The organism is Streptomyces sp. NBC_00513 (genome assembly GCF_041431415.1).
Lineage (GTDB): Bacteria > Actinomycetota > Actinomycetes > Streptomycetales > Streptomycetaceae > Streptomyces.
The window spans coordinates 2,118,714-2,145,069 of record NZ_CP107845.1 but is presented as its reverse complement, the minus strand read 5'-3'; the positions used below and the strand labels follow the sequence as shown (position 1 = coordinate 2,145,069).

Sequence of the window (26,356 nt, the reverse complement as noted above, 5' to 3'; positions counted from 1 at the left end):
TGATCGGCGTGGGCCCTGCGCCGAACGGGGGACACGGGCGAGGGGTCGCCGCCGGGCGTGATCGATGCCGGGCGGCCCGAAAAGTGGTTGCGCGCCCCCGTTAGAATGTCTCCATGGCAAATCTCCTCGCGGATTAGCGGCGTCGGAGTCCCGCGCGTCCTGCCCCCCTTCCGCCGTCCCCACCGCCCTGGAGTATTTCCGTGATCACCGCCACCGGCATCGAGCTGCGCGCCGGCGCCCGCATCCTCATCGAGTCCGCCTCCTTCCGCGTCGCCAAGGGCGACCGCATCGGTCTGGTCGGCCGCAACGGGGCGGGCAAGACCACCCTCACCAAGTGCCTCGCGGGCGAGGGCCAGCCCGCCGGCGGCACGATCACCCGATCCGGTGAGGTCGGCTACCTGCCGCAGGACCCGCGCACCGGCGACCTCGACGTACTGGCCCGCGACCGGATCCTCTCCGCGCGCGGCCTCGACGTGCTGATCAAGAAGATGCGGATGAACGAGGAGCGCATCGCCACCGGCTCCGGAGGCACCCGCGACAAGGCGATGAAGCAGTACGAGCGCCAGGAGACCGAGTTCCTGACCAAGGGCGGGTACGCCGCCGAGGCGGAGGCCGCCACCATCTCGGCCGCCCTCGGCCTGCCCGACCGGGTCCTCGGCCAGCCGCTCCACACCCTCTCCGGTGGCCAGCGCCGCCGCGTCGAGCTGGCCCGCATCCTCTTCTCGGACGCCGACACCCTGCTCCTCGACGAGCCCACGAACCACCTCGACGCCGACTCCATCGTCTGGCTGCGCGACTACCTGAAGACCTACCGCGGCGGCTTCATCGTGATCTCCCACGACGTCGACCTGGTCGAGACCGTCGTCAACAAGGTCTTCTACCTGGACGCGAACCGCTCCCAGATCGACGTCTACAACATGGGCTGGAAGCTCTACCAGCAGCAGCGCGAGGCCGACGAGAAGCGCCGCAAGCGCGAGCGCCAGAACGCCGAGAAGAAGGCCGCGGCCCTGAACTCGCAGGCCGACAAGATGCGCGCCAAGGCCACCAAGACCGTCGCCGCGCAGAACATGGCCAAGCGCGCCGACCGGCTGCTCGCGGGCCTCGACGCCGTACGCGTCTCCGACAAGGTCGCCAAGCTCCGCTTCCCGGACCCGGCGCCCTGCGGCAAGACCCCGCTCACCGCCGAGGGCCTGTCGAAGTCCTACGGGTCCCTGGAGATCTTCACCGACGTCGACCTGGCCATCGACAAGGGTTCCCGCGTGGTCATCCTCGGTCTCAACGGCGCCGGCAAGACCACGCTGCTGCGCCTGCTCTCGGGCACCGAGAAGCCGGACACCGGCACGGTCGTCCCCGGTCACGGCCTCAAGCTGGGCTACTACGCCCAGGAGCACGAGACCCTGGACCCGGAGCGCACGGTCCTGGAGAACATGCGCTCCTCCGCGCCCGACCTGGACCTGGTCGCCGTCCGCAAGACGCTCGGCTCGTTCCTGTTCTCCGGCGACGACGTGGACAAGCCCGCGGGCGTGCTCTCCGGCGGCGAGAAGACCCGGCTGGCCCTCGCCACGCTGGTCGTCTCCTCGGCGAACGTGCTGCTCCTCGACGAGCCCACGAACAACCTGGACCCGGCCAGCCGCGAGGAGATCCTGGGCGCGCTGCGCACGTACAAGGGCGCCGTCATCCTCGTCACGCACGACGAGGGCGCGGTCGAGGCCCTGGAGCCGGAGCGGATCATCCTGCTGCCGGACGGGGTCGAGGACCTGTGGGGTCCGGACTACCGGGACCTGGTCGCCCTCGCCTGATCGCCTGACCTGATCGGCGCCCCGCAGGCCCGCCGAAGGGTTCCGGTTCGTTGATCCAGTTCCTTATGGATCATTCGGCCCACCTGTGATCCATCATCTGAGTGAGGCGGTCTCATCCCCTCGCACGGTGTTCGACGGCTCCGGCCCTACCCGCTCGGGTACGCGGCCGGAGCCGTCGCCATTTCCGCAGCGACCTCCTGACCTGCTGATTCCCCTCAGAGGTGAAGGAATGTGACGGAGGTCATGCATCGGAAGAGAAGATTCCGTTCTGCTGCCGTGTCCACTCCTTGAGAAATGCCGTCGCACCGACCTTGCTGAATGGGTGGCCAGGAAGCGTGGGAGGGGTGATCATGAGAAGTCCAGAGCGCACTTCCCATGAGGAGGCACGGGTGGCCGAGACTCTGAAGAAGGGCAGCCGGGTAACCGGCGCCGCGCGCGACAAGCTCGCGGCAGACCTGAAGAAGAAATATGACTCCGGTGCGAGTATCCGGGCGCTGGCCGAGGAAACCGGTCGGTCGTACGGATTCGTACATCGGATGCTCAGTGAGTCCGGAGTCGTGCTGCGTGGTCGCGGTGGCGCGACGCGCGGCAAGAAAGCGGCCTCGGCCTGATCCGGCCGGAGACGCTCCACAGCTCCATGCGTGACGTTTGACGATCTGCTCAAACGGTTCCGAGGCTTTGACGGTTCCTTCGGTGACCCCCCGGTCGGTCATGTGGTCGGCTGGGTGGTTACTGTGCAGTCACTTAGGCCGGGCTCGCGGCCGACTACACACCGGAGGGCACCGACATGGCTCTGCTCGACAAGGACGGCGTACGGCTCACCGTCGACGACACGGTCGCCACGGTGACATTGACCAATCCGGCCAAGCGAAACGCTCAATCCCCCGCGCTCTGGCGGGCGTTGACGGAGGCCGGACGGTCGCTGCCGGGCACCGTTCGGGTCGTCGTGCTGCGCGGCGAGGGCAAGTCCTTCTCCGCAGGGCTCGACCGTCAGGCGTTCACCCCTGAAGGCTTCGAGGGTGAGCCGTCCTTCCTCGATCTGGCGCGCGGTTCGGACGAACTGCTCGACAGCACCATCGCCGAGTACCAGGAGGCATTCACCTGGTGGCGGCGCAACGACATCATCTCCGTCGCCGCCGTGCAGGGGCACGCGATCGGCGCCGGCTTCCAGCTCGCGCTCGCGTGCGACCTGCGCGTGGTGGCGGACGACGTCCAGTTCGCCATGCGCGAGACCAGCCTGGGACTGGTGCCCGACCTGGCCGGCACCCAGCCGCTGACCTCGCTCGTCGGCTACGCCCGCGCGCTGGAGATCTGCGCGACGGGACGTTCCGTGCACGCCGAGGAGGCCGAGCGGGTGGGCCTCGCGAACCTCGTGGTCGCCGTCGACGAGCTCGACGCGGCCGTCAAGGACCTGACCACCGCGCTCCTGGCCCCGCCCCGGGACGCGGTCATCGAGACCAAGGCCCTGCTCCGGGAGGCCACGGCCCGGCCGTACGACGCCCAGCGCACCGCGGAACGCGCTGCCCAGGCGCGTCGTCTGCGTGACCTGGCGGGGCTCTCCGACTGACCCCGAACCCTCCACGCCCCGACGGGGCCCGGACCCTCCGCGCACCGGCGCCGTGCGCGCGGGGGGACCGGGCCCCGTCGGCGTGTGCGGGATGGCCGCCGCACCCCGGGCCGGTCGGCGCCCGGTGGTCGGCCCCGGGGGAGGCGGGCGGACGGCCGGGGGGTGGATCGATCGGCCCAGTCCACGGCGCGCCGGGGCCGCTTCGCGCTTACCGTGGTCGGGAGTCCGCAAGCGCGAAGGGACACACGATGACCGAATCCACAGCAGGGGGTTCCCACCGGGACCCGGCCGAACGGGGCCGCACCAGCATCGCCGACGGGGTGGTCGAGAAGATCGCCGGACTGGCCGCCCGCGAGGTGGTCGGCGTCCACGCGATGGGCAGCGGCACCGGCCTCTCCCGCACCTTCGGAGCCGTCCGCGACCGCGTTCCCGGCGGGGCGAAAGCCTCCGTGTCCCGGGGCGTCAAGGCGGAGGTCGGGGAGGTTCAGACGGCTCTCGATCTGGAGATCGTCGTCGACTACGGCGTGTCGATCCGCGACGTGGCCCGGGCCGTACGCGAGAACGTCATCTCGGCGGTCGAGCGCATGACGGGCCTGGAGGTCGTCGAGGTCAACATCGCGGTCAGTGACGTCAAGCTGCCCGACGAGGAAGACGACGAGCCGGAATCCAGGCTCCACTAGCCGAGAGGACCCGCATGAGCATGGCGGTTGCCGGCCTGCTGGCCGGCATGGGAATGGGGTTCGCCGGCTACTTCGGCGGCTTCGGTGCCTTTCTGCTGGTCGCCGCCCTCGGCGCCATCGGCTTCATCGTCGGCCGTTTCTTCGACGGCGACCTCGAACTCGGTGACCTGTTCCGCCCACGCGACGACCGGCGCAGGTGAGGCCCCGATGAGCACCAGCACCCCGCGGGCCACACCGGCCCGGGTGTCCGCAGCCGAGCGGGGATCCACCCGGATCGCGGACCGGGTCGTCGCCAAGATCGCGGCGCAGGCCGCACGCGAGGCGCTCGTCGGCGAGGCGGACGCGGCGGCGCCCCCACACGCCACCGTCACCGTCCACCACGACATCGCACGCGTCCGGGTGAGCCTGGAGCTGCCCTACCCGTCCGACGTCGCCGCCCAGAGCGCGGCCGTCCGCCGCCGGGTGGCCGAACGCATCGAACAGTGCGCGTCGATGACGGTGCCCGAGGTGGCCGTCGAGGTCGAGCACCTGCACCCCGCGCACCTGCACCCCGCGCACCTCCGCCCGGCAACCGCCGGGCGGGACCGGCGGCTGCGGTGACGGCGGGTGCCCGCCGGTTCCGTTCCGAGCGCCGGATCCCGGCCGCGCTGACCGCGCTGGCCGTGCTCGGCGCGGCCGGAGTGCTCCTGTACGACCTGGCGGCCGTACGCGCCCACCGGCCCGGCATGGGCTGGCGCCGGGAACTCGCCCTCCAACTGGAGCGCTACACCCCCGCCGACCCGGAGGTCCTGATCGGCGCCGGGGTCCTGGCGCTGATCGGGGCGGTCCTGCTGGTGCTGGCGATCACCCCGGGGCTGCGCGGAATCCTGCAGATGCGCACCTCGGAGTCGGGGATGCGGGCCGGACTGGGGCGCAAGGCGGCCGGGCTGGTCCTGCGGGACCGGGCCATGGAGGTGTCCGGGGTGAACTCGGTGCGGGTCAAGGTGGGCCGGTCCCGCATCGGGGTACGGGCCACCTCGCACTTCCGCGAACTGGACGAGGTACGGGCCGACCTGGACGCGGTGCTCGCCGTCGGCATCGAGGAACTGGGCCTCGTGCACGAGCCGGGGCCCCGCGTACGGGTCAACCGGAAAGGGTGACGCGATGCTCGGCTCGGTCAACCGGGTACTGCTGGCCATCGTCGGAGCCGTGCTGCTGGCTGTCGGGATCACGGCGCTGACCGGATCCTGGCCGTTCGGCGGCCGGCACGCGCCGTTGCTGGCGGCGGAGGTCCGGCGCCGGTACGGGGACGCGGACGGCTGGTGGTGGGCGCTGGTCGCCGGCCTGGGCCTGTGCGTGCTGCTCGCACTGTGGTGGCTGCTGGCACAACTGCGCAGGTCACGACTGGACGCCGTACTCGTGGACACCGGGGACGGGGCGTACGCGCTGCTGCGCGGGCGGGCGCTGGAGTCGGCGGTCGCCGCCGAGGCGGGGGCACTCGACGGGGTCGCCCGCTGCCGGGTCGCGCTGCGCGGGCGCCGGGAGACACCGAGCCTGCGGGTCGCGCTGGAACTGGAGCCGCACGCGGTCCCCGCCGACGCCCTGGCCGGGCTCGCCGGCCCGGTCCTCGCCCACGCCCGTGCCTCGGCCGGCCTGCCCGAACTCCCCGCGGAGGCCCGGCTCAAGGTCGGCTCGCACCGGGCGGCCCGGGTCACCTGAGACCCGAGCCGCACGCCCGAGCCGCACGACCCGAGCCGCACGACCCGAGCCGCACGCCGAGGGGCGCGAGCCGTCGTCGGAAGCGGGCGTCAGAAGCCGTGGCGGAAGCCTCCGTCGATCGGCAGCATGACGCCCGTCAGGTACGAGGCCGCCGGGGACAGCAGGAAGGCCGCCGTGCGACCGAACTCCTCCGGGGTGCCGTAACGCCGCAGCGGGATGCGCGACTCGTTCGCCACCCTGGCGGCGTCCGCGTCGCCGGACAGGGCGTCCAGCTCCCGTACCCGGTCCGTGTCGATCCGGGCCGGCAGCAGCCCGATCACCCGGATCCCGCGCGGGCCCAACTCCACCGACAGGGACTTCGCGAAGCCGGCCAGTCCCGGCCGCAGTCCGTTCGAGATCGTCAGCCCGGGGATCGGCTCGTGCACCGAGCCCGACAGCACGAACCCGATGACGCCGCCCTCGCCCAGCTCGGCCGCCGCGGCGCGCGCGAGTCGGACCGCGCCCAGGAAGACCGACTCGAAGGCGGCGGCCCACTGTTCGTCGGTGTTGTCCGCGGCCGTGCCCGGGGCCGGGCCGCCGACGCTGATCAGGATGCCGTCGAGGCGCCCGAAGCGTTCCCGGGCCTCGGCGACGAGGCGGGCGGCCGCCGCGGGATCGGCGTTGTCCGCCGCCACTCCCACCGCGTTCGGGCCCAGGGAGGCGGCGGCGTCCGCCGCGCGCCCGGCGTCGCGGCCGGTCAGTACGACTTTCGCGCCGTCGGCCGTCAGCTCGCGCGCGGAGGCGAAGCCCAGCCCGCGGGTGGCTCCGGTGACGACGTAGACACGGTCCTTCAGTCCAAGATCCATGCCCGACACGCTACGCCGAAGCGGGCACCGATTCCGAGGAGGCCTTGGCCGCCGCCTCCGCGCGGTCCCGCTTCTCCCGGCGTACCAGGATCACCCACCCCACCGGCACTCCGGCCGTGAACATCCACCACTGGATCGCGTACGCCATGTGCGCGCCGATCGAGTCGTGGTCGGGGTCGCCCACCGGCTCCGGGCTGTCGTTCGCCGGGACCGGTGCGGTGAGTTCCAGGTAGCCGCCGAGGACGGTCCGGCCCACGGATTCCGCCTGCTGCGTGCTGTTGATCAGCATCACCTGGCGGTCCGGCAGCCCCTTGCGGTCCCTGATCCCGCTGTCGCCGCTCGTCTCGTCGGCCTTCAGCCGACCGGTGACCGTGATCTCGCCCTTGGGCGCGGCCGGCACCGGCGGGTAGGCGCGCGCGTCGTCGCCGCCCGCCACCCAGCCGCGGTTGACCAGGACGACCCGGCCGTCGCGCAGCACCAGCGGGGTGATGACGTGGAAGCCGACCTTGTCGTCGTTGTTGGTCCGCCGGCGGACCACGACCTCGTGCTCCGCGTCGTACGTACCCGTCGCGGTGACCGCGCGCCAGTAGTCGGCCCGGGGGACGGTGTGACCGGGGGAGGTGAGCTCGGTGACGGGCACCGGCTTCCCGTACAGGTTCCTCGCGATCAGCTCGTTCTGCGCCACCCGGTGCTCGTGGCGGTGGAACTGCCAGAAGCCCAACTTGATCATCGCCGGGACGAGGGCGAGGGCGATGAGGGTCAGGCACACCCACTGCCGGGTCAGTACAAAGCGGTACACGCCCTCGACGTTACCCCCAGCCGAGAAGACCCCGGCGGCCGGGTGGCCGTCCGGGGCCCGGATGGAGGGTTCGGGTGACGACGGGTTCGGCGGCCGACGGGTTCGGTAGCCGATGGGTTCCAGGACGACCGGTCGGGAGCGACGCGGAGTCAGACGTGATCGACGATGCCCGCCTTTCCGGCAGCGCGGGCGCAGTGCGCCCCGCAGTACCACTGGCCCTCGACGTCGACGCCCTGCCCGATGATCTGGACCCGGCAGTGCTCGCAGATGGGCGCCATGCGGTGAATGGCGCAGGAGAAGCAGTCGAAGACGTGCACCGCGCCCTGCGCGTGCACCTCGAAGGACATCCCGTAATCGTTTCCGCAGACCTCACAACGTGCCATGCGCCACAGGGTGGAACCGGACGGGCGGACCGGGAAGGAGGGCGCCGGGCGAGTCGCGTGACGCTCACCCGTCTGCCGCAGCCACGTCCCGCAGCAGGTGGGTGAAGGCGGCCTCGTCGAGGACCGGGGTGCCGAAGGACTTCGCCTTGACGGTCTTCGAGGTCGAGGAGTCGGGGTCGTTGGTGACGAGCAGGCTCGTGAGCCGCGACACACTCGTCGCGACGTGCAGGCCGGCCTCGATCGCCCGGTCCTCCAGCAGCTCCCGGTCCACGGAGGTGTCCCCGGAGAACGCGATCCGCATGCCCTGCTTGAGGGGTTTGCCGTCCTCGAACCGACCCGGGTTGGGGTAGGGGCACGCGGGCCGCTTGCGGGAGGCCCGCCAACTGGTCGCGCCGAACGGCCCCTGGTAGCCGACCCGGGGGGCGGCCGGCGTGTCCGACCACTCCGTCAACGGCCGGCACTCCAGCAGGGGCAGCCGTACGTTGTCCCGCGCGGCGGCGTGCAGCGACGGACGGAAGGCCTCCGCGAGCACCCGGGCGTCGTCGAGCGCGTGGTGGGCGCGCTGCTGGACCACGCCGAAGTGCGCGGCGAGGGACTCCAGCTTGTGGTTGGGCAGCGGCAGTTTCAGTTCCTTCGACAGGGCGATGGTGCACAGCCGCTGGCGGACGGGCGCCGTCGTGGCGGCCCGCGCGTACTCCCGGGAGATCATCTGCCAGTCGAAGATGGCGTTGTGGGCGACGAGCACACGGTCCGCGAGGCGACCCGCGAACTCCTCGGCGATGTCATCGAAGAGCGGCGCGTCCTGGAGCATGGCGCTGGTGAGGCCGTGGATCCAGACCGGGCCCGGATCCCTGCGCGGGTTGACCAGCGTGTACCAGTGGTCCTCCACGTTGCCCTGCGCGTCGAGCCGGTAGACGGCCGCGGACACTATCCGGTCGTCGCGAGCGAGCCCGGTGGTCTCCACGTCGACGACCGCGTACCCCTGTGGGTACGCGGTCGGCCACATCGTCTCTGCGGTCGTACGGTCGTCGAGCATGGTCACAGAGGATATCGGCCCCGACTGACACCCGTGGCCCCGCCGGGGTACCCGGGCCGTCGACCGGGGGCGGCGACGAGGTCACCCGAGGGCCGCGACGAGGTCACCCGCCGCGAGCCGTTCGAGCCGGCGCGGGTCGCGGCGGCGGGGACAGGAGGGCGCTCACGAGTGCCCGTACCGAGAGCAGGAACAGCCGTTCCGGGTCGGCCGGGCGGGCCAGGGCCCGGGCGAGCGCCCGGTCGTCGGGGGCCGCGGCGGGGTCCCAGAGCTCGCTCTCGGCGGGGGATTGGACGGGCGAGCGCTCGCGGTTGCGCTCGACCAGCAGGAAGCCGACGATCTGGAACTGGATCGCGCGGACCGCGTCGGCGGCCCGTGCCCCGCGCAGTCCGGCGGCGTGTACCTCGTGGACCAGGGCCTGTTGGGCGGGCAGGAACATCCGCTCGGTGAGACCTCGTTCGTGGACCATCGCGATCAGGTGGGGGCGTTCGCGCAGTTCCCGGCGCAGGGTCCGGGCCACGGAGAGGATCCGGTCGGCCGGGGTGCGGCCCGCGCCGGGCCCGCCGGACGGGGTGCGGGGCAGGATCGCGCCCATGTCCCGGACGGTCCGCTCCACGAGGGCGTCGAGCAGCGATTCGCGGTTGCCGACGTGCCAGTAGATGGAGGTGACCGCCGTGCCCAGTTCGGCGGCGAGTTTGCGCATGGTGAGTGCCGCCGGGCCGTGCTGCCTGACCAGCGACGAGGCCGCCTCCAACACCTCCTCGCGGGTCAGCGCGTTTCGGGCCATGAGGGAGGCCGCCAATCTGTCGGACCGTCAATTCCAGTGTGTGCGTGGGTCTTTACCCTTCATCGTCGACGGTGTAACTGTGTTACAGAACCCCCGGGAAACCCAGCGAAGGGTGGTACACCCATGGCACGCGTACGGTACGGAGCGCGCACCGAGGCGGAGATCGCGGCGTCGCGCGAGAAGAGCTCGAAGCTCCCGGACATCTGGTCCACCGGGGTGGTGGCGGTCTGGGAGAGCGACCCGGACGTGGTCGCGGCCGTCCTGCCGCCACCGCTCAAGCCCGCCGAGCGGCCCCTCGTACGAGCCAACATCAGCAAGGTCGACCTGCCCGGCTACCCGCTCGGCGCGGGCTCCGTGGCCGTGGCCGCCCGGCACGGCGGCGTCGAGGGCTGGTACCCGCTCGTCATGCCGATGACGCACGAGCGGGCCCTGGTCGGCGGCCGTGAGGTGTTCGGGGAGCCCAAGAAGCTGGGCGAGGTCACCGTCGAGCGGGACGGGCTCGTCGTACGGGCCGCCCTCGCCCGGCACGGGATCGCCTTCGTCGAGGTGCGCGGGGCGGTGGACCGCGCGCTGCCCCTGCCCGCACCCGCCACCAAGACCGACTTCTACTTCAAGTTCCTGCCCGCCGTGGACGGTTCGGGCTTCGACGTCGAGCCCGTCCTCGTGCACTGCACCCGCAACGAGAAGGTCCGCAAACTGGAGCACGTCACCGGTGACGTGGTGTTGCGCGAATCGATGTTCGACCCGGTCGCGGATCTTCCCGTACGCCGTCTCGTGGAGATCACCATCGGGGAGAAGACCACCGACCAGCGGGGCAGGGTCGTCGAGCGGGTCAGCGCCCAAGCCCTGCTCCCGTACGTCCACCAGCGCTACGACGACCCGATGCAGATCCTCGACGGCCCCCCGGAAGGCAGCGTCTGAGATGCGACTCGAACCGGGACAGGTGGCCGTCGTCACCGGCGCCGCGAGCGGCATCGGCCTCGCCATGGCCCGCCGCTTCGCCGCCGAGGGGCTGAAGGTGGTCCTCGCCGACGTGGAGGAGGGCGCCCTGCGCAAGGCCGCCGACGAACTGACGGCCGACGGCGCGGAGGTCCTCGCCCGGCCCGTCGACGTCAGCGACCGGGATTCCGTCATCGCCCTCGCCGACGCCGCGTACGAGGCCTTCGGCGCCGTCCACGTCCTGTGCAACAACGCGGGCGTCGGCTCCGGCGCCGAGGGCCGCATGTGGGAGCACGAACCCAACGACTGGAAGTGGGCCTTCTCCGTCAACGTCTGGGGCGTCTTCCACGGGATCCAGGCCTTCGTCCCGCGCATGCTCGCCGGCGGCGCACCCGGCCACGTCGTCAACACCTCCTCCGGCGACGGCGGCATCGCCCCGCTGCCCACCGCCTCCGTGTACGCCGTCACCAAGGCGGCGGTGGTCACCATGACCGAGTCGCTCTACGCCCACCTCAAGGCGGAGGGCGCCCGGGTCGGGGCCTCCGTCCTCTTCCCCGGGCCGCACATGCTGCGCACCGGACTGTGGGAGTCGCACCGCAACCGGCCCGACCGCTACGCGAAGGAACGGCCGCGCAAGTCCCCGTACCGCAGCCTCGACCAGTACGAGACGGCGATGCGCGAGGCCGGCCACGCGGTGGAGTTCACCCCGGTCGAGGAGGTCGCCGAGCACGTCGTCGAGGGCATCCTCGCCGACCGGTTCTGGATGCTCCCGGCCAGTGAGCACAGCGACCGGCAGATCCGCGCCCGGTCACGGTCGATGCTCGACCGCGCCAACCCCGCCTACCTGGAAAGTTTCATCCTCGACTGAGGAGCGTCCGTCGTGAGCGACACCCCGTACGAAGACCCGTACCTGATCATCTCCTCCGACTGCCACGCGGGCCTGCCCACCGAGCAGTACCGCCCCTACCTCGACAGCGCCTTCCACCGCGAGTTCGACGAGTTCCTCGGTCAACGCGACGCGCGCCGCGAGGAGGCCACCCGCCTCGGCGTGCGCAACGAGGCCTTCGCCGAGAAGTGGTTCCACGACCACGAGGAAGGCCTCAAGGGCGGCTGGGACGTGGGCCGACGCCTGAAGGAACTCGACGGCGACGGCGTGGCCGCCGAGGTCGTCTTCCCCGACGCGGACGCCGTCGACAGCCAGACCGCCGCCCCCTTCGGCGTGGGCCTGGGCCTGTCCGGCGACCAGGACCCCGCACTGGGCATGGCGGGCGCGCGGGCGCACAACCGCTGGCTCGCCGAGTTCGTGTCCCGGAACCCCGAACGACACTGCGGCGTCGCCCTGCTGCCCATCACGGGCGAACCCGCCGAGGTGGTCGCGGAGATCCACCGGGCCAAGGAGTCCGGGCTCGGCGCGTTGATGATCCCCTCGATGTGGGTGGACAAGGCGCCCTACCACGACCGCCGCTACGACCCCGTGTGGGCGGCGGCGGCCGAGACCGCGATGCCCGTCGTCACGCACTCGGGGGCCGCGCCCCGCCACGAGTACGGCGACCACCTCGGCATCTACGTCTCCGAGGTCACCTGGTGGCCCTCGCGGCCCCTGTGGTTCCTCCTGTGGTCCGGGGTCTTCGAACGCCACCCCGGCCTGAGGTTCGGCATCGCCGAGTCCGGCTGCTGGTGGCTGCCCAACCAACTGTGGTTCATGGACCGCCTCTACCTCGGCGCGCACGGCGGCAAGAAGCTCTCGCCCTTCGCCGAGCTGACGCGCCCGCCGAGCGAGTACCTGGACCGCCAGGTGTTCATCTGCGCCACGAACACCAAGCGCCGCGAACTCGCCCAGCGTTACGAGATCGGCGTCGACAACATCCTGTGGGGCTCGGACTTCCCGCACCCCGAGGGGACCTGGCCGCACACCCGCACCTGGCTGAAGAACACCTTCCACGACATCCCCGTCGACGAGACCCGCCGCATGCTGGGCCTGGCCGCCGCCGACGTCTTCGGCTTCGACACGGCGCGGCTCGCCCCCATCGCCCACCGGATCGGGCCGACCCCGACGGAGCTCGGCCAGCCCACCGACCAGGCGGCCGTACGTGCCTCCTGGGCCCGCTCGCGGGAGGTGGGCCGGCACTGGCTCACCGGACACGACTTTCCGACGCTGGGGGTCTCGTGACGACGCCGGCCGAGGACCGCTACACCGTCGTCTCGGCGGACTGCCACGCGGGCGCCGACCTGCTGGACTACAAGCCGTACCTGGAGAAGCGCCACCACGACGAGTTCGACGCCTGGGCGGCCTCGTACGTGAACCCGTACGAGGACCTCCTCGCGGACACCGCCGACCGGAACTGGAACTCCCGGCGCCGACTGGCGGAACTCGAAGCCGACGGCATCGTCGCGGAAGTCCTCTTCCCGAACACGATCCCGCCCTTCTTCCCGTCCGCCGCCCTGATGGCCCCGGCGCCCACCCGCGAGGAGTTCACCCTGCGCTGGGCGGGCCTGCGGGCCCACAACCGGTGGCTGGCCGACTTCTGCGACGACGCCCCGGGACGCCGCGCCGGTGTCACCCAGATCCTGCTGAACGACGTCGACGAGGCGGTGAAGGAGATCCGCCGCACCCGCGACGCCGGCCTGACCGGCGGGATCCTCCTGCCGGGCGCGCCCCCGGGCAGCGGCGTCCCCGAGCTGTACTCCGCCGCCTACGACCCCATCTGGGCGGTGTGCGACGAGCTGGAGGTCCCGGTCAACCACCACGGCGGCTCGGCCTCGCCCCCGCTGGGGGACGAGCCGGCGGCCCGGGCGGTCTTCATGGTGGAGACCACCTGGTTCTCCCACCGCGCCCTGTGGCACCTGATCTTCGGCGGCGCCTTCCGCCGGCACCCGGGCCTCCGGCTCGTCCTGACGGAACAGGGCTCCGGCTGGATCCCCGGCGTGATGGAGATGCTCGACTACTACCACGGCCGTCTGGTCGCCGCCTCGGCCACCGCGGAGGCCAAGTTCGGCGCGGGTCTGGCCCGGTCCATGGGCAAGGGGCCGAGCGAGGTGTGGCGGGACAACTGCTTCGTGGGGGCCAGCTTCATGCGCCCCCACGAGGTCCCGCTGCGCCACCGGATCGGCCTCGACAAGATCATGTGGGGTTCCGACTACCCCCACGACGAGGGCACCACGCCGTTCTCCCGCGAAGGCCTCCGCATCGCCTACGCGGGCCTGCCCCGCGAGGAGGTGGCCGCCATGGTCGGCGGGAACGCGGCCCGCGTCTACGGCTTCGACCTCGCCCGGCTGGACACGGTCGCGGCCACGTGCGGCCCGCTGGTCTCGGAGATCGCCGAGCCGCTGACGGAGATCCCCCCGGCCGCCACCAGCCCGGCCTTCGCCCGAGGGGGCTCGGTGCGGGTCTGGTAGATCCTGTCGATCCCGCCGATCCCGCCGGACCGGCCTGGTCCGGTGAATCGGCCCGGTCCGGCGAACCGGCGGTCCCGCCGGAGCGGCTCAGTCCCTGCGGACGAGCCACTCCGGCGCGATCCGTTCCGCCCCGCTCACGTTCGTGCCCCGGTGCACCTCGACGACCAGGCCCTCCAGATCCGCGAGCGGCGACAGGTCCACCGTGCCCAGGCACTCGCTCAGCACCAGCCGCCGCAACCCCCGGAACGCGCGCAACGGCTCCAACGTCCCCTCCAGCGCACACCTGATCAGGGTCAGCCGGGTCAGCCGCTCGTAGGGCAGGAGCGCCTCGATCGCCACCGGCGCGGCATGCCGGATCTGCAACCCGTCCAGGTCCGGCAGCGGCAGCTCCCGCGTCAACTGCCGGTACTGGCCGCTCCCGGCGATCGTCAGCGTCCGCACCCCGGGCCACCGGTCGATCCCGTCCAGCGTCATCCGGCGGGCGCCCTGCCAGATGTGCAGCGCGGCCAGGGTCCCCGCCGCCGGGACGTCCCCGATCCGCCGCTGCTCCGGCTCGAACCCGATGACCAGGGAGCGCAACCCCGCGGCCCCGGCCAGCGGGGCCAGCGAGAGTCCGTCCCGCAGGTAGCCGAAGGCGAGGCTGTCCGCCGCCAGCTCGGTCACCACCTCGACCCCGGTCACCTGCGGGCAGTCCAACACCCCCAGATGGCGCAGCGTCGGATGCCCGGCCAGCGGGGACAGGTCGGTCAGCCCCGGATTGCGGTGCATGACCAGCCACTCCAGGTCCCGCCGGCCCGAGATCGCCGGCGGGATCGGGCCGTCCCAGGTCAGGTGGACCCGGTGGATGTGCCGCAACCGCTCGTAGGTCGCCAACTGCTCGGCCGTGCGCAGGTGCAGGTGGCCCTCGCGTACGGGCGCCCCGGACAGCACCGCGTCCGCGTACGCCTCGTTGGGGAAGCGCCCCCACGAGTCCGACAGCTCGTGCACCACCTCGTACCGGTCGTCCGACCGGAACCCCGCGATGACCTGGAGCGCCCGGTCCCCGCCGACCAGCGCGGCCGTCCGGATCGTCGCGGCTGCCTCGTCCTCGGTGAGGTCGGCCGGTTCCGGCAGCAGTTCCAGGACCAGTTCCCCCGCCTTGGCCAGCTCCTCGGCCTGCGCGGCCGAACGCGGCGGCAGCAGGTGCGCCGTACGGGTCTCCACCTCGTGCCACACCTCCGGGTCCAGCTCGGGGGCGTGCTCCAGACAGGCCGCCGCCAGCAGCACCAGCCGGCTGCGGTCCCGTTCGTTCTCGTCGGCCCGCCGCAGCAACTCCCGCAGCAGGTGGGCCCGTTCGTCGGGTCTGGCGTGTCCGACCGCCATCCGGATCACGTCGTCCCAGGTGTCCTCGTGCGCGTTGCGCACCAGCACGCCGAAGTCCCGCGCCTCCACGGCCGCCTTCGCCCCCAGGTAGTCCTGGAAGACGCGGTGGACGAACTGCACGGAATCCGGAACCGGTTCCCGGAGCAGGCCGGAGCGGATCAGCAGATGCCGGAACACCCGGCGCGCACTGCCCTGCGCCCGGACCTGCGGCATCGCGTCGAGCCACTCGCCGACCATCTCGATCGCCTCCTCGAAGGAGGCCACCAACTGCCCGTTGCGGATGAGCCAGTACGCCAGCCGCTGGAGCAGCACCGTCTGCTCGTCCCGGCTGAGGTAGACCCCCTCGACCCCCGCTATGTCCCGCTCGGTGTCCCGGCGGACCAGGAGCATGTCCAGCGCGGCGTCGTACAGCTCCTTGCGGGCCCGGGGCAGATGCATCCGCCGGTCCCGGTTCAGGGCGCACAGCAGGGCGCACATCAGCGGGTTGGTGGCCAGTCGGCCGAGGTCCCGGCGCGTGCTCACCGCCTGGATGAGCGACTTCTCGTACGTGTCGAGCTGCTCCCGCTCCTGCCCGGAGACGCCCTCCGCCCGGGCGGAGTCGTGCCAGTGCGTGATGAAGGCCCCGACGCCGTCCCGCTCCATGGGCAGCAGCGACAGGGGGGAGAAGCCGTGCCCGGTCAGCCAGTCCTCCGGGACGGCCGAGGGGCGGGTGGTGATCACGAACCGGGCCGTGGGATAGGCGATGAGCAGGGCCCGGAGCCAGGTCTCCGTCCGGTCGCGCAGGCGGGGCGGGACCTCGTCCACCCCGTCGACCAGGACCAGCGCCCGCCCGGCGGAGAGGAGGGACTCCACCCAGCCGTCCGGTGCCCGCAGCGGCACCCCGGTCGCGCTCAGCCAGTCCTGCGGCATCGGCAGCCCCGCGGGGGAGTTGAAGGACCGCAGCGGCAGCACGAAGGGGACGAGGAGGTTCCAGTCCCGCAGGCCGGGGCCGAAGGTGCGGCGGGCGGAGTTCAGGGCCAGCCACTGCACGAGGGTGCTCTTGCCCGAGCCCGCCGGACCGCGCAGCAGCACCCGCTCGGAGGCGCCGAGGGCCAGTTCGGTGCTCATCGGGGTGGTCCGGCCCGGTTCCTCCAGGAGTCGCTCGCCGCTGACCGCCAGGCTGATGTACGCCCGGTCCAGCGGCCACTCCCGGCGGGCCTGACTGAAGGTGAGCCCGAACAGTTGGAGTCGCCCGTGCGCCTCGGCGATGTACCGGCCGTACCGCTCCTCGAAGGCGAGCGCCGCGCCGTCGCCGGTGCGCGAGAGCCGGTCCACCGCCCGGGCCAACTCGGCCATCCGGCGGACCAGTTCCACGTCCGCCCGGGCGGAGAAGCCCGGCAGGGTGGTCGCGTACTCCACCACGTGCGTGCAGCACAGTTCGACGAGCCGGCGGTGGACGGACTCCGCGGCCTCGCTCAGGCCCGCCGCGCGGGGCGGCGGGATCGCCGCCGCCAGGGCCGCCGGTCGCAGGTCCGCGGCGAAGAGGGCGTCGGCGTCCAGCCGGCCCACCATGGCGAAGGTGTCGGCCACCGAGTCCACCACGGCCGACCGCTCGTGGTCCGGCAGCCGGGCCGCCTCCTCGCCCAGGCGGGAGGCCAGGGTGCGGGTGAGTCGGCGGATCTCGGGGTCGCCCAGTTCCGTCGGTCGGCGCAGGCGGCCGGCGGGACGGGCGGGGTGGGCGGTCAGGCCGGCGCCGGGGGCCCGGGCGAGGAGGGACTTCAGCAGGGTGGTCGCCGCCGTGCCCGCGACCCGTAAGAGAACCGTCTCGAAACCTGTCATGCCCTGGCCTTCCCCTCGACCTCGCCATCATCGCTCGAACCGCCGGTAACACCGATGGATACCGATCGGTAACAACCTCTAGCGGCAGCCCCGAGCCCCGCTCTATGGTGCGGACATGCCGAACCTGCCCGATGTCGTGCTGTGGTCCATACCAGCCTTCGTGCTGCTCACCGTCATCGAGGTGGTCAGTTACCGGCTCCATCCCGACGAGGATGCCGCCGGCTACGACACCAAGGACGCCGCCACGAGCATCACCATGGGGCTGGGCAGCATCGGCTTCGACCTGCTCTGGAAGATCCCGGTCGTCGCGGTCTTCACCGCCGTCTACGAACTCACCCCGCTGCGCGTGCCGTTCCTGTGGTGGACCGCCCTGCTGATGCTCCTCGTCCAGGACTTCCTGTACTACTGGCAGCACCGCCTCCACCACGTGATCCGCATCCTGTGGGCCTGCCACGTGGTCCACCACAGCAGCAAGCGGTTCAACCTCACCACCGCCCTGCGCCAGCCCTGGACCAGTGCCACCACCTGGTGGTTCTACCTGCCCATGGTGGCGCTCGGCGTCCACCCGGCGGCGATCCCGTTCTGCTACGGAATCAACCTGCTCTACCAGTTCTGGGTCCACACCGAGCGCATCGGGAAGCTGCCGCGGCCCTACGAGTACGTCTTCAACACCCCCTCCCACCACCGCGTCCACCACGCCTCGCAGGGCGGCTACCTGGACCGCAACTTCGGCGGCATCCTGATCATCTGGGACCGTCTGTTCGGGTCCTGGGTCGGGGAGACCGACCGGCCCGTCTACGGGCTCACCAAGAACATCGCCACCCACAACCCGCTGCGCGTGGCCACCCACGAATACGCCGCCATCGCCCGCGACGTACGCGCCGCCGGAAGTTGGAGCGAGCGCGCCGGCCGGGTCTTCCGCGGCCCCGGCTGGCAGCCCGCCTCGGCCACCGCCCCGGGCTCCCCGCCCGCCGCCCCCGTTCCCGCCCCGGGCTCCCCGGGCGGCGAACCGGCACCGGCCCCGCAGCCCCCACAGCCCTCGTCTGCCTCGCCTGCCTCGTCGAAGGCCCCCGCCTCCGAGCACGCCGCGTGAGCGCCACCGAGTCCCGCACGCCGTCCTGGGCGCGGGACACCGCGTCCGGCGGCGGACGACGGGCCCTCGCCGGCCGGATCGCCCTCGCCGGGTTCGCCGTGGCCGCGGCCGTCGACCTCGGCTCGCTCCTCGCCGACTGGCACCTCGGGCACGTCATCGCCAAACCGCTGCTGATGCCGCTGCTCGTCGCCCACGTGATCGCGCTCGGCGCCCCCCGACTGCTGGTCGCCGCCCTGCTGTTCGGCTGGGGCGGGGACCTGGCGCTCCTCTTCGACGCCGATGCCGCGTTCCTGGTCGGCATGGGCTCCTTCGCCCTCGGTCACGTCTGCTACCTCGTGCTCTTCGGCCGGCGCGCGACCAACCCGCTCCTCGGCGGCGCGTACGCCCTCGCCCTCGTCGCCACCGTCGCGCTGCTCTGGAGCGACCTGCCGGCCGAGCTGCGCGTCCCCGTCGCCGGATACAGCCTGCTGCTCACCGCCATGGCCTACCGCTCCAGTGCCCTCGGGGTGCGTGCCGGGATCGGCGGCGCGCTGTTCCTGCTGTCCGACACCCTCATCGCGACCGGGGTCGCCGAGTGGCCCCAGTTGCCCCGGCCCGACTTCTGGATCATGGCCACCTACCTGGCGGCCCAGTACCTGCTGGCCACCGGCGTGCGCCCCCGGGAGGCAGGCGTACGGTAGGGGAGCCCACAAGGCGGGTCCTGCCCACACCACCCCCCGATCCGGAGGACTGCACCACCATGCGCGCCACCGTCATCCACGCCCCGCACGACATCCGCGTGGAGGAGGTGCCCGACGCCGCGATCCGGCGTCCCGAGGACGCCGTCGTCCGCGTACTGCGCGCCTGCATCTGCGGCAGCGACCTCTGGGCCTACCGCGGCGAGGCCGCGCGCGAGCCCGGACAGCGGATCGGCCACGAGTTCCTCGGCATCGTCGAGGAGACCGGCTCCGCCGTCACCGACCTGCGCGCCGGCGACCTCGTCGTCGCCCCCTTCATGTGGTCCGACGGCACCTGCCGGCACTGCGTCGAAGGCCTCCACACGTCCTGCGTGGACGGCGGCTTCTGGGGCTCGGTCGGTCACGACGGCGGCCAGGGCGAGGCCGTCCGCGTTCCGCACGCCGACGGCACCCTGGTCAAGCTGCCCGCCGACGCCGCCTCCGACGACCACCTGCTGACCGCCCTGCTGGCGCTGTCCGACGTCATGGGCACCGGCCACCACGCGGCGCTCGGCGCCGGCGTCCGCAAGGGCTCCACGGTCGCCGTCGTCGGTGACGGCGCGGTCGGCCTGTGCGGCGTCCTCGCCGCGAAGCGCCTCGGCGCCGACCGGATCATCGCGCTGGGCCGCCACACCGCCCGCACGGACATCGCCACGCTCTTCGGCGCCACCGACATCGTCGCCGAACGCGGCGAGGCCGCCGAGGCGGCCGTCCGCGAACTGACCGCCGGCGAGGGCGCGCACGCGGTCATCGAGGCCGTCGGCACCGAACAGTCCATGCGCACGGCCGTCAACATCACCCGCGACGGCGGATCCATCGGCTACGTCGGCGTCCCGCACGGCAGCGGCACCGGCCTGGACCTCGACGTGATGTTCGACCGCAACCTGACCCTGCGCGGCGGCGTCGCGCCGGTGCGCGCGTACATCCCGGAGCTGCTCGCGGACGTGCTCAGCGGCGCGATCGACCCCTCCCCGGTCTTCGACCGGGCGGTCTCCCTGGACGAGGTCCCGGACGGCTACCGCGCGATGGACGACCGCAGCGCGCTCAAGGTGCTCATCAAGCCGTAGGCATCACCGGGCGGTACGGAACGCAAGGGGCCGGTCGGGGAGTACCCCGACCGGCCCCTCCACGTGTCCGGCCCGCCCCACGCGTCACCTCACGCGTGGGCCACGCCTACGCCACGCCTACGCCACGCCTACTTCACGGCGCGCAGCGCGTTCACCACGCCGGAGCCGTAGTAGCCGGTCTGGCCCCACTTGCTCTTGCAGGTGGTGGCGTCGATCAGCGCGCCGGCGCCGTCGTAGATCTTGTCCGGGCAGGCCTGCTTCGTGGCCTGGGCCTTCAGCAGCGCCTGGAGCTGCGACGGCGTGGCGGAGGGGTGCTTGCTCTTCAGCAGCGCCACGACGCCCGCGACGTGCGGGGCGGCCATCGAGGTGCCCTGCTTGTAGCCGTAGCCGCCGCCCGGAAGGGTCGACAGCACCCGGCCGTTGGCGTCCGGCGTGGCCGGCACCTGCCACTTGTCGCCACCGGGGCCCGCGACGTCGGCGACGCCCAGCCCGTAGCTGGAGTAGTACGACCGAAGGCCCTGGTCGCCGGTGGCGGTCACGGTGACCACGCCGGGGAGCTGGGTGGGAAGGTCGAGGCAGACCTTCGGGTCGATGGTGCGCGGCACGGCGGTGGTGTCGTTCGGGCTGGTGGTGTCCTCGATCGAGGGACCGGCCAGGTCGTGGTCGGAGTTGCCGGCCGAGGCCACGCTCAGGACACCCTTGCGCTCCGCGTACTTCGTCGCCCGCGCGATGGCCTCCACCAGCGCCTTCTGGTCGTCGTCCGACTTGCAGGTGTAGTTCCACGGGTCGACGTAGTAGCTGTTGTTGGTCACCTCGATCCCCTTCTCGGCGGCGAACATGAAGCCGCAGACGACGGCCTCGGTGTAGAAGAGGCTGGTCCCGGGCTCGCTCACCTTGATGGCGGCGACCTTCACGCCGGGCGCGACACCGCTGATGCCGATGTCGTTGCGCGCGGCGGCGATGGTGCCCGCGACGTGGGTGCCGTGGTCGCTGCCGTCGGCGTACGGACGCCAGGCGCCCTCGGTGGTGTCGGGGACACCGCCCACGCAGTTCGCGGACTGGCCCTTGGAGAAGTTCGGGGCGAGGTCCGGGTGGGTGTCGTCCACACCCGTGTCGATGACGCCGACCGTCACGTTGCGGCTGCCGTCGTTGATCTTGTGGGCCTCGTCGGCCTTGATCGCCCGCAGGTCCCACTGGTTCGACTCCAGGGGCTCCTGGCCCGCAGTGGCCTTCGCCGCCGCCTTCGCGGCGTCCGCCGCGCTCAGCCGCTGGGTGGCGCCCTCCTCGGTGGTCTGCACCGGGGACAGCGGGGCCGTCCGGGTGGCGCCGACCGACACGAACAGGCTTCGCTGGGCGCGCAGTTGCTTGGCGAAGTCGGGGTTCTGGGAGTGCGCGACGACGACCCCGATCTGCTCGTGCGAGGTCACCACCGTTCCGCCGGCCTTCTCGATGGCCTTCTTCGCCTGCTTCACCGTCCCGTACGCGGTCAGGTTCGCCACGTACGACAGCTTGGGGCCGGAGGTGTCGGGCTTGGCCGTCGCCACCGCGTCCGCCGTGTTGCCCAGCGGGGCGGCGGACGCCGCGACGGAGGGAAGGAGGGCGAGCGAGGCGGTGAGTGCCAGTCCGACCGGAACGGCGAGTGCGCGCCGCCGGTGACCGGTTCCCAGGTGAGCCATGGGTTCTCCACATCATCCTGAAAAAGGCCGTGCGGGCACGGTTGCGCCCGACGGGTTCATGACACAGGAACCTAGTGCTGTCGTTCGGTCTTGCGCCATCAGTTCGAGGAATCAGTTTCCAATGAATCAACTGGGGTTGAACCGTCTCGACACGCCGTCCGTGCCGTTGACAGGGGGGATCAGCGTCACCATCCCCCTCGCACGGATGTTGTTTCATCCGTCGTCCCCCCTGCACCCGCGTCACAAGGAGAGCCCCCCGTGACCCTCGAAGCAGCAGCCCCACCACCACCGCCCGGCGGCGCGGGGCCGCACCACCCGACCGGCCCCACCGCCGAAGAGTTCACGAGCGTCCAGAACAGCCCCGAGTTCGCCGAACTGCGCGGCTCCTACCGCTCGTTCGCCTTCCCGCTCACCGTGGCGTTCCTCGCCTGGTACCTGCTCTACGTGCTGCTGTCCAACTACGCGGGCGGCTTCATGGGGACCAGGCTCTTCGGGAACATCAACGTCGCCCTCGTCCTCGGCCTCGGCCAGTTCGCGACCACCTTCCTGATCGCCTGGCTGTACTCGCGGCACGCCGCCGCGAAGCTCGACCCCAAGGCCTCGGCCATCAAGGCGCGGATGGAGGCCGGGGAATGACCACGCCGTTCGACCCGGCGACGGCCCCGGCCCTCGCCGCCGGAGCCACCGAGCACCGGCCGCTGATCATCACCCTGTTCGGGCTGTTCGTCGTCGCCACCCTGATCATCACCGTCTGGGCCGGCCGTCAGACCAAGGACGCCGCCGACTTCTACGCGGGCGGACGCCAGTTCACCGGCTTCCAGAACGGCCTCGCGATCTCCGGCGACTACATGTCCGCCGCCTCCTTCCTCGGCATCGCCGGGGCCATCGCGCTCTTCGGCTACGACGGTTTCCTCTACTCCATCGGCTTCCTCGTCGCCTGGCTCGTGGCGCTGCTGCTCGTCGCCGAACCGCTGCGCAACTCCGGCCGCTACACGATGGGCGACGTCCTGGCCTTCCGCATGCGCCAGCGGCCCGTGCGCACCGCCGCGGGCACCTCCACCATCGTGGTCTCGATCTTCTACCTGCTCGCCCAGATGGCCGGCGCGGGCGTCCTCGTCTCCCTGCTCCTGGGCATCACCAGCGACGGCGGCAAGGTGGCCGTGGTCGCGCTGGTCGGCGTACTGATGATCGTCTACGTGACCATCGGCGGGATGAAGGGCACCACCTGGGTCCAGATGGTCAAGGCGGTGCTCCTCATCGCGGGCGCCCTGCTGATCACCCTCATGGTGCTGATCGAGTTCAACTTCAACGTCTCGGAGCTGCTGGGCAAGGCCGCCGAGAACAGCGGGCAGGGTGCCAAGTTCCTTGAGCCGGGGCTCAAGTACGGCAAGGACGCGACGACCAAGCTGGACTTCATCTCCCTCGGCCTCGCCCTCGTCCTGGGCACCGCCGGCCTGCCGCACATCCTGATCCGCTTCTACACCGTCCCCACGGCGCAGGCCGCCCGCAAGTCCGTGAACTGGGCCATCGGCATCATCGGCGCCTTCTACCTGATGACCATCGCCCTCGGCTTCGGCGCCGCCGCCCTGCTCAAGCGGGCCGACATCCTGGCCTCCAACAAGGCCGGCAACACCGCCGCCCCGCTGCTCGCCCAGGAGATCGGCGGCGGCGCCGACTCCACCGGCGGCGCGATCCTGCTCGCCGTGATCTCCGCGGTCGCCTTCGCCACCATCCTCGCCGTCGTCGCGGGCCTGACCCTGGCCTCCTCCTCGTCCTTCGCCCACGACATCTACGTGAACGTCATCCGCAAGGGCAAGGCCACCGAGAAGGAGGAGGTCCGCGCGGCCCGCTGGTCCACCGTGGTCATCGGGGCCGTCGCCATCGGCCTCGGCGCCCTCGCCCGCGACCTGAACGTCGCCGGCCTGGTCGCCCTCGCCTTCGCGGTCGCCGCCTCCGCCAACCTGCCGACGATCCTGTACAGCCTCTTCTGGAAGCGGTTCACCACCCAGGGCGCGCTGTGGTCCATCTACGGAGGCCTGGTCTCGGCCGTCGGCCTGGTGCTCTTCTCCCCGGTGGTCTCCGGCAAGCCCACCTCGATGTTCAAGGACGCCGACTTCTACTGGTTCCCGCTGGAGAATCCGGGGCTCATCTCCATCCCGCTCGGCTTCTTCCTGGGATGGCTGGGAACCGTCCTGTCCAAGGAGAAGGCCGACCCCGCCAAGTTCGCCGAGTTGGAAGTCCGCTCCCTGACCGGAACGGGCGCTGTCTGAGATCCACCGAACACTCAGCGTGGCCGCGTCGTACTTCCCTACGACGCGGCCGCGCCGTGTCTCGTTCATTCGGGCATCCCTGTACGGGAGGGCCGTCGCGTAGGCTCGAATACGGCGCATGCGCTCTCGTTCACCGCAGCGCGACCTCTACGACCGGACAGGGGAGGGGGCCCACAGTGCTTCTCGACACCTATGGCCGCGTGGCCACTGACCTGCGCGTCTCGCTCACCGACCGGTGCAATCTGCGCTGTACGTACTGCATGCCCGAGGAAGGCCTGCAGTGGCTCGGCAAGTCCGACCTGCTCAGCGACGAGGAGATCGTCCGGCTGATTCGGATCGCGGTGACCCGGCTCGGCATCACCGAGGTGCGTTTCACCGGAGGGGAACCGTTGCTGCGCCCCGGCCTGGTCGGGATCGTCGAACAGTGCGCGGCCCTGGAGCCCCGCCCCAGGATGTCCCTCACCACCAACGGCATCGGCCTCAAGCGGACCGCACAGGCGCTCAAGGCCGCCGGCCTCGACCGAGTGAACGTTTCGCTGGACACCCTGCGGCCCGAGGTCTTCAAGACCCTCACCCGCCGCGACCGGCACAAGGACGTCATCGAGGGCATGGCCGCCGCTCGCGCCGCCGGCCTGACCCCCGTCAAGGTCAACGCCGTGCTGATGCCCGGACTCAACGACGACGAGGCCCCCGACCTCCTCGCCTGGGCCGTGGAGAACGAGTACGAGCTCCGCTTCATCGAGCAGATGCCGCTCGACGCCCAGCACGGCTGGAAGCGCGACGGCATGATCACCGCGGGCGACATCCTCCAGTCCCTGCGCACCCGCTTCACCCTCACCGAGGAAGGCGCGGACGAACGCGGCTCCGCCCCGGCCGAACGCTGGGTCGTCGACGGCGGCCCGGCCACCGTCGGCGTCATCGCCTCGGTCACCCGACCCTTCTGCGGCGCCTGCGACCGCACCCGACTGACGGCCGACGGCCAGATCCGCACCTGCCTGTTCGCCACCGAGGAGTCCGACCTGCGGGCCGCGCTGCGCTCGGGCGCCCCGGACGAGGAGATCGCCCGCCTGTGGAAGGTGGCGATGTGGGGCAAGAAGGCCGGGTCCGGCCTCGACGACCCGACCTTCCTCCAGCCCGACCGCCCGATGTCCGCCATCGGCGGCTAGCACGCCCCTCCCGGCACGAAGAACCTCACCGCGGCCCCTCGAAGGCTCGGACCGGCTACCGCCGCTCCGAGCCTTCCGGCTGTACCCACTCGTCGAGCCTCACGACGTCCTTGAGGAAACCGCGGACCCCCAGGAACTGTGAGAGGTGCTCGCGGTGTTCCTCGCACGCCAGCCAGGTCTTCAGCCGCTCGGGCGTGTGGAGGGTCGGGTTGTTCCACGCCAGGACCCAGACCGCCGCGTCACGGCAGCCCTTGGCGGAGCAGGTGGGAGCGACGGCGGGTGTGTTGGTGTCCGTATCAGGGGAGTTCACGCCTCAACCCTACAAACGGAAGGGCGACGCCGAGCAGCCACGGGGGGAGCTGCCCGGCGTCGGTCCGTCGCTCCGACGGGGGATGCGGAGCGCGTAGGCAGTATGTCACGCAAGACCCGATGTGGTGCACTGGAACTTCATGATTGATCTGAGGTTTTCTTGAGGTTTCCGGGCTCCAGTGCGGGGAGCACAGGAGCCGGCATGAAGTGTGAGGGGAGGGACGGAGTCGACTCGCGGCCCGCGTTCGCGATGACCACGGCGACGTACGGCAGCAGCGCGCCCGCGACGAGCGTCACGATCGCCACGTGACGTTCCACGTTCCACAGGACCACCGTGGCGATGACCGACAGGGTCCTGATCACCATCGAGATGACGTACCTGCGTTGCCGGCCCCGCACGTCCTCGGCGAGACCCATCCGCGCCCCGGTGATCCGGAAGACCTCGGCCCCGTTCCGCTTCGTCCGCTGCACGTCTCCACCATCCGATCCACCCGCCGGACACGCCCGGGCCCGGAGGCTTCCACCGTACGCCGGTCCTCCGTCTGGGTGGAGGGCGGGTGCGCCTCGACGTCCCCTTGAGTGGCCCCCGAATGGCGTTGTCCGAAATGCGCTGTAGACCGGTCGGGCCGAGACTGGGCGCACATGCGCACAACGCGCCAGGAGGAGGCTCGACATGGAATGGGTTTGGGCGATCATCGTCGGTTTTGTGCTGGGCCTGATTGCCCGGGCCATCCTGCCGGGCAAGCAGCACCAGCCACTCTGGCTGACCACCATCTTCGGCATCCTCGGAGCGCTCCTCGGCAACGCCGTCTCCCGGTGGATCGGCGTCGAGGACACCAAGGGCATCGACTGGATCCGCCATCTGCTGCAGCTCGCCGGAGCGGTCCTGATCGTCGGCCTGGGCGACATGCTCTACCTGGCCATCCGGGGCAACAAGCGGCAGACGACCTGAA

At 71.6% G+C, this 26,356-nt stretch carries 28 protein-coding genes; 19 read left to right on the top strand and 9 right to left on the bottom strand.

The features are described 5' to 3' along the window. The first annotated feature begins 200 nt into the window (after window positions 1-200). The 8 genes from OHA84_RS10170 to amaP all read left to right on the top strand — a co-directional run bounded on the left by OHA84_RS10170 (window position 201) and on the right by amaP (window position 5,744). On the top strand, window positions 201-1,799 hold the full coding sequence (locus tag OHA84_RS10170) for an ABC-F family ATP-binding cassette domain-containing protein (RefSeq protein ID WP_266972086.1): 1,599 nt from the start codon (window positions 201-203) through the stop codon (window positions 1,797-1,799). A gap of 389 nt (window positions 1,800-2,188) precedes the next feature. Further along, on the top strand, window positions 2,189-2,410 hold the full coding sequence (locus OHA84_RS10165; RefSeq protein WP_005319113.1) for a helix-turn-helix domain-containing protein: 222 nt from the start codon (window positions 2,189-2,191) through the stop codon (window positions 2,408-2,410). A 176-nt stretch (window positions 2,411-2,586) separates the two neighbouring features. After that, window positions 2,587-3,366: an enoyl-CoA hydratase/isomerase family protein gene (locus tag OHA84_RS10160; protein ID WP_053678587.1), complete on the top strand. Its 780-nt coding sequence runs from the start codon at window positions 2,587-2,589 to the stop codon at window positions 3,364-3,366. Between the two features lie 248 nt (window positions 3,367-3,614). Further along, window positions 3,615-4,046 (top strand): Asp23/Gls24 family envelope stress response protein, encoded by a 432-nt coding sequence (locus OHA84_RS10155; protein ID WP_053678589.1) that lies wholly within the window; start codon window positions 3,615-3,617, stop codon window positions 4,044-4,046. A gap of 14 nt (window positions 4,047-4,060) precedes the next feature. Beyond that, on the top strand, window positions 4,061-4,246 hold the full coding sequence (locus OHA84_RS10150) for a hypothetical protein (RefSeq protein ID WP_053678591.1): 186 nt from the start codon (window positions 4,061-4,063) through the stop codon (window positions 4,244-4,246). 7 nt (window positions 4,247-4,253) lie between these two features. After that, window positions 4,254-4,646: a hypothetical protein gene (locus tag OHA84_RS10145; protein WP_266972090.1), complete on the top strand. Its 393-nt coding sequence runs from the start codon at window positions 4,254-4,256 to the stop codon at window positions 4,644-4,646. Further along, window positions 4,529-5,185, top strand: a complete 657-nt coding sequence (locus tag OHA84_RS10140; protein ID WP_371591343.1) for a DUF6286 domain-containing protein — start codon at window positions 4,529-4,531, stop codon at window positions 5,183-5,185. Before OHA84_RS10145 ends, OHA84_RS10140 begins: the two co-directional genes overlap by 118 nt. A gap of 4 nt (window positions 5,186-5,189) precedes the next feature. Continuing rightward, window positions 5,190-5,744, top strand: a complete 555-nt coding sequence (gene amaP, locus OHA84_RS10135) for an alkaline shock response membrane anchor protein AmaP (protein WP_053678597.1) — start codon at window positions 5,190-5,192, stop codon at window positions 5,742-5,744. Between the two features lie 89 nt (window positions 5,745-5,833). Here amaP and OHA84_RS10130 read toward each other — a convergent pair whose 3' ends face one another. From OHA84_RS10130 to OHA84_RS10110, 5 genes are all read right to left on the bottom strand, one after another. Further along, the gene (locus OHA84_RS10130; protein WP_266951016.1) at window positions 5,834-6,589 is read right to left on the bottom strand and encodes an SDR family oxidoreductase; all 756 of its coding nucleotides are present in this window, start codon (window positions 6,587-6,589) and stop codon (window positions 5,834-5,836) included. A gap of 10 nt (window positions 6,590-6,599) precedes the next feature. Beyond that, window positions 6,600-7,388, bottom strand: coding sequence for an SURF1 family protein (locus tag OHA84_RS10125; RefSeq protein ID WP_266972093.1), 789 nt, complete (start codon window positions 7,386-7,388; stop codon window positions 6,600-6,602). Between the two features lie 149 nt (window positions 7,389-7,537). Further along, window positions 7,538-7,771 (bottom strand): hypothetical protein, encoded by a 234-nt coding sequence (locus OHA84_RS10120; protein ID WP_078998905.1) that lies wholly within the window; start codon window positions 7,769-7,771, stop codon window positions 7,538-7,540. Window positions 7,772-7,835: 64 nt separating this feature from the next. Next, window positions 7,836-8,813: a DEDDh family exonuclease gene (locus OHA84_RS10115; RefSeq protein ID WP_266972095.1), complete on the bottom strand. Its 978-nt coding sequence runs from the start codon at window positions 8,811-8,813 to the stop codon at window positions 7,836-7,838. 97 nt (window positions 8,814-8,910) lie between these two features. Beyond that, complete coding sequence (locus tag OHA84_RS10110) at window positions 8,911-9,591, bottom strand: TetR/AcrR family transcriptional regulator (protein WP_266972097.1); 681 nt, start codon at window positions 9,589-9,591, stop codon at window positions 8,911-8,913. Window positions 9,592-9,714: 123 nt separating this feature from the next. Between OHA84_RS10110 and OHA84_RS10105 the strand changes: the two genes are divergently transcribed. Genes OHA84_RS10105 through OHA84_RS10090 form a run of 4 tightly spaced genes read left to right on the top strand, consistent with a single transcriptional unit; the run spans window position 9,715 to window position 13,926 of the window. Beyond that, window positions 9,715-10,512, top strand: a complete 798-nt coding sequence (locus OHA84_RS10105; RefSeq protein ID WP_053678607.1) for an acetoacetate decarboxylase family protein — start codon at window positions 9,715-9,717, stop codon at window positions 10,510-10,512. 1 nt (window position 10,513) lies between these two features. Further along, a complete protein-coding gene (locus tag OHA84_RS10100) occupies window positions 10,514-11,398 on the top strand; it encodes an SDR family NAD(P)-dependent oxidoreductase (protein ID WP_053678609.1) in 885 nt (294 codons plus the stop codon). A gap of 12 nt (window positions 11,399-11,410) precedes the next feature. Next, a complete protein-coding gene (locus OHA84_RS10095) occupies window positions 11,411-12,700 on the top strand; it encodes an amidohydrolase family protein (protein ID WP_266972100.1) in 1,290 nt (429 codons plus the stop codon). Next, window positions 12,697-13,926: an amidohydrolase family protein gene (locus tag OHA84_RS10090; protein ID WP_053678613.1), complete on the top strand. Its 1,230-nt coding sequence runs from the start codon at window positions 12,697-12,699 to the stop codon at window positions 13,924-13,926. The genes OHA84_RS10095 and OHA84_RS10090 overlap by 4 nt, the downstream gene beginning before the upstream one ends. Window positions 13,927-14,013: 87 nt before the next feature. Here OHA84_RS10090 and OHA84_RS10085 read toward each other — a convergent pair whose 3' ends face one another. Continuing rightward, complete coding sequence (locus OHA84_RS10085) at window positions 14,014-17,106, bottom strand: NACHT domain-containing NTPase (protein WP_266972102.1); 3,093 nt, start codon at window positions 17,104-17,106, stop codon at window positions 14,014-14,016. A 115-nt stretch (window positions 17,107-17,221) separates the two neighbouring features. On the opposite strand from OHA84_RS10085, the gene OHA84_RS10080 reads away from it, so the two are divergent. The 3 genes from OHA84_RS10080 to OHA84_RS10070 are packed head-to-tail and all read left to right on the top strand — an operon-like array spanning window position 17,222 to window position 19,982. Further along, window positions 17,222-18,199 carry a sterol desaturase family protein gene (locus OHA84_RS10080; protein WP_266972104.1) on the top strand — a complete coding sequence of 326 codons (978 nt, stop codon included), beginning with the start codon at window positions 17,222-17,224 and terminating at the stop codon, window positions 18,197-18,199. Beyond that, window positions 18,196-18,879, top strand: a complete 684-nt coding sequence (locus OHA84_RS10075) for a lysoplasmalogenase (RefSeq protein ID WP_053678619.1) — start codon at window positions 18,196-18,198, stop codon at window positions 18,877-18,879. Before OHA84_RS10080 ends, OHA84_RS10075 begins: the two co-directional genes overlap by 4 nt. Before the next feature lie 59 nt (window positions 18,880-18,938). Beyond that, window positions 18,939-19,982 (top strand): zinc-dependent alcohol dehydrogenase family protein, encoded by a 1,044-nt coding sequence (locus OHA84_RS10070; RefSeq protein ID WP_053678621.1) that lies wholly within the window; start codon window positions 18,939-18,941, stop codon window positions 19,980-19,982. A gap of 128 nt (window positions 19,983-20,110) precedes the next feature. Here OHA84_RS10070 and OHA84_RS10065 read toward each other — a convergent pair whose 3' ends face one another. Further along, on the bottom strand, window positions 20,111-21,658 hold the full coding sequence (locus OHA84_RS10065) for a S8 family serine peptidase (RefSeq protein ID WP_053678623.1): 1,548 nt from the start codon (window positions 21,656-21,658) through the stop codon (window positions 20,111-20,113). Between the two features lie 258 nt (window positions 21,659-21,916). Between OHA84_RS10065 and OHA84_RS10060 the strand changes: the two genes are divergently transcribed. The 3 genes from OHA84_RS10060 (at window position 21,917) to moaA (ending at window position 25,094) form a co-directional block, all read left to right on the top strand. Next, window positions 21,917-22,294 carry a DUF485 domain-containing protein gene (locus OHA84_RS10060; RefSeq protein WP_053678624.1) on the top strand — a complete coding sequence of 126 codons (378 nt, stop codon included), beginning with the start codon at window positions 21,917-21,919 and terminating at the stop codon, window positions 22,292-22,294. Beyond that, window positions 22,291-23,928 (top strand): cation acetate symporter, encoded by a 1,638-nt coding sequence (locus OHA84_RS10055; RefSeq protein WP_053678626.1) that lies wholly within the window; start codon window positions 22,291-22,293, stop codon window positions 23,926-23,928. The genes OHA84_RS10060 and OHA84_RS10055 overlap by 4 nt, the downstream gene beginning before the upstream one ends. A 176-nt stretch (window positions 23,929-24,104) precedes the next feature. Continuing rightward, a complete protein-coding gene (gene moaA / locus OHA84_RS10050; RefSeq protein WP_053678629.1) occupies window positions 24,105-25,094 on the top strand; it encodes a GTP 3',8-cyclase MoaA in 990 nt (329 codons plus the stop codon). Between the two features lie 55 nt (window positions 25,095-25,149). Here the strand turns inward: moaA and OHA84_RS10045 are convergent, their stop codons facing one another. Beyond that, the gene (locus OHA84_RS10045) at window positions 25,150-25,404 is read right to left on the bottom strand and encodes a hypothetical protein (protein WP_053678631.1); all 255 of its coding nucleotides are present in this window, start codon (window positions 25,402-25,404) and stop codon (window positions 25,150-25,152) included. A 137-nt stretch (window positions 25,405-25,541) separates the two neighbouring features. After that, entirely contained in the window at window positions 25,542-25,820 is a 279-nt protein-coding gene (locus OHA84_RS10040; protein WP_234350039.1) for a DUF3099 domain-containing protein, read from the bottom strand. 256 nt (window positions 25,821-26,076) lie between these two features. Here OHA84_RS10040 and OHA84_RS10035 point away from each other — a divergent pair, with 256 nt between their 5' ends. Continuing rightward, window positions 26,077-26,355 (top strand): GlsB/YeaQ/YmgE family stress response membrane protein, encoded by a 279-nt coding sequence (locus tag OHA84_RS10035; protein ID WP_053678635.1) that lies wholly within the window; start codon window positions 26,077-26,079, stop codon window positions 26,353-26,355. Window position 26,356 lies beyond the last annotated feature (1 nt).

Excerpts from the sequence above, each read along its gene's own strand:
- amaP (WP_053678597.1), top strand. The coding sequence starts at position 5,190 with ATGCTCGGCTCGGTCAACCGGGTACTGCTGGCCATCGTCGGAGCCGTG.
- OHA84_RS10070 (WP_053678621.1), top strand. The coding sequence starts at position 18,939 with ATGCGCGCCACCGTCATCCACGCCCCGCACGACATCCGCGTGGAGGAG.
- OHA84_RS10160 (WP_053678587.1), top strand. The coding sequence starts at position 2,587 with ATGGCTCTGCTCGACAAGGACGGCGTACGGCTCACCGTCGACGACACG.
- OHA84_RS10080 (WP_266972104.1), top strand. The coding sequence starts at position 17,222 with ATGCCGAACCTGCCCGATGTCGTGCTGTGGTCCATACCAGCCTTCGTG.
- OHA84_RS10120 (WP_078998905.1), bottom strand. The coding sequence starts at position 7,771 with ATGGCACGTTGTGAGGTCTGCGGAAACGATTACGGGATGTCCTTCGAG.
- OHA84_RS10100 (WP_053678609.1), top strand. The coding sequence starts at position 10,514 with ATGCGACTCGAACCGGGACAGGTGGCCGTCGTCACCGGCGCCGCGAGC.
- OHA84_RS10040 (WP_234350039.1), bottom strand. The coding sequence starts at position 25,820 with ATGGGTCTCGCCGAGGACGTGCGGGGCCGGCAACGCAGGTACGTCATC.
- OHA84_RS10155 (WP_053678589.1), top strand. The coding sequence starts at position 3,615 with ATGACCGAATCCACAGCAGGGGGTTCCCACCGGGACCCGGCCGAACGG.
- OHA84_RS10085 (WP_266972102.1), bottom strand. The coding sequence starts at position 17,106 with ATGACAGGTTTCGAGACGGTTCTCTTACGGGTCGCGGGCACGGCGGCG.
- OHA84_RS10150 (WP_053678591.1), top strand. The coding sequence starts at position 4,061 with ATGAGCATGGCGGTTGCCGGCCTGCTGGCCGGCATGGGAATGGGGTTC.
- OHA84_RS10105 (WP_053678607.1), top strand. The coding sequence starts at position 9,715 with ATGGCACGCGTACGGTACGGAGCGCGCACCGAGGCGGAGATCGCGGCG.
- OHA84_RS10035 (WP_053678635.1), top strand. The coding sequence starts at position 26,077 with ATGGAATGGGTTTGGGCGATCATCGTCGGTTTTGTGCTGGGCCTGATT.
- OHA84_RS10110 (WP_266972097.1), bottom strand. The coding sequence starts at position 9,591 with ATGGCCCGAAACGCGCTGACCCGCGAGGAGGTGTTGGAGGCGGCCTCG.
- OHA84_RS10145 (WP_266972090.1), top strand. The coding sequence starts at position 4,254 with ATGAGCACCAGCACCCCGCGGGCCACACCGGCCCGGGTGTCCGCAGCC.
- OHA84_RS10055 (WP_053678626.1), top strand. The coding sequence starts at position 22,291 with ATGACCACGCCGTTCGACCCGGCGACGGCCCCGGCCCTCGCCGCCGGA.
- OHA84_RS10065 (WP_053678623.1), bottom strand. The coding sequence starts at position 21,658 with ATGGCTCACCTGGGAACCGGTCACCGGCGGCGCGCACTCGCCGTTCCG.
- OHA84_RS10130 (WP_266951016.1), bottom strand. The coding sequence starts at position 6,589 with ATGGATCTTGGACTGAAGGACCGTGTCTACGTCGTCACCGGAGCCACC.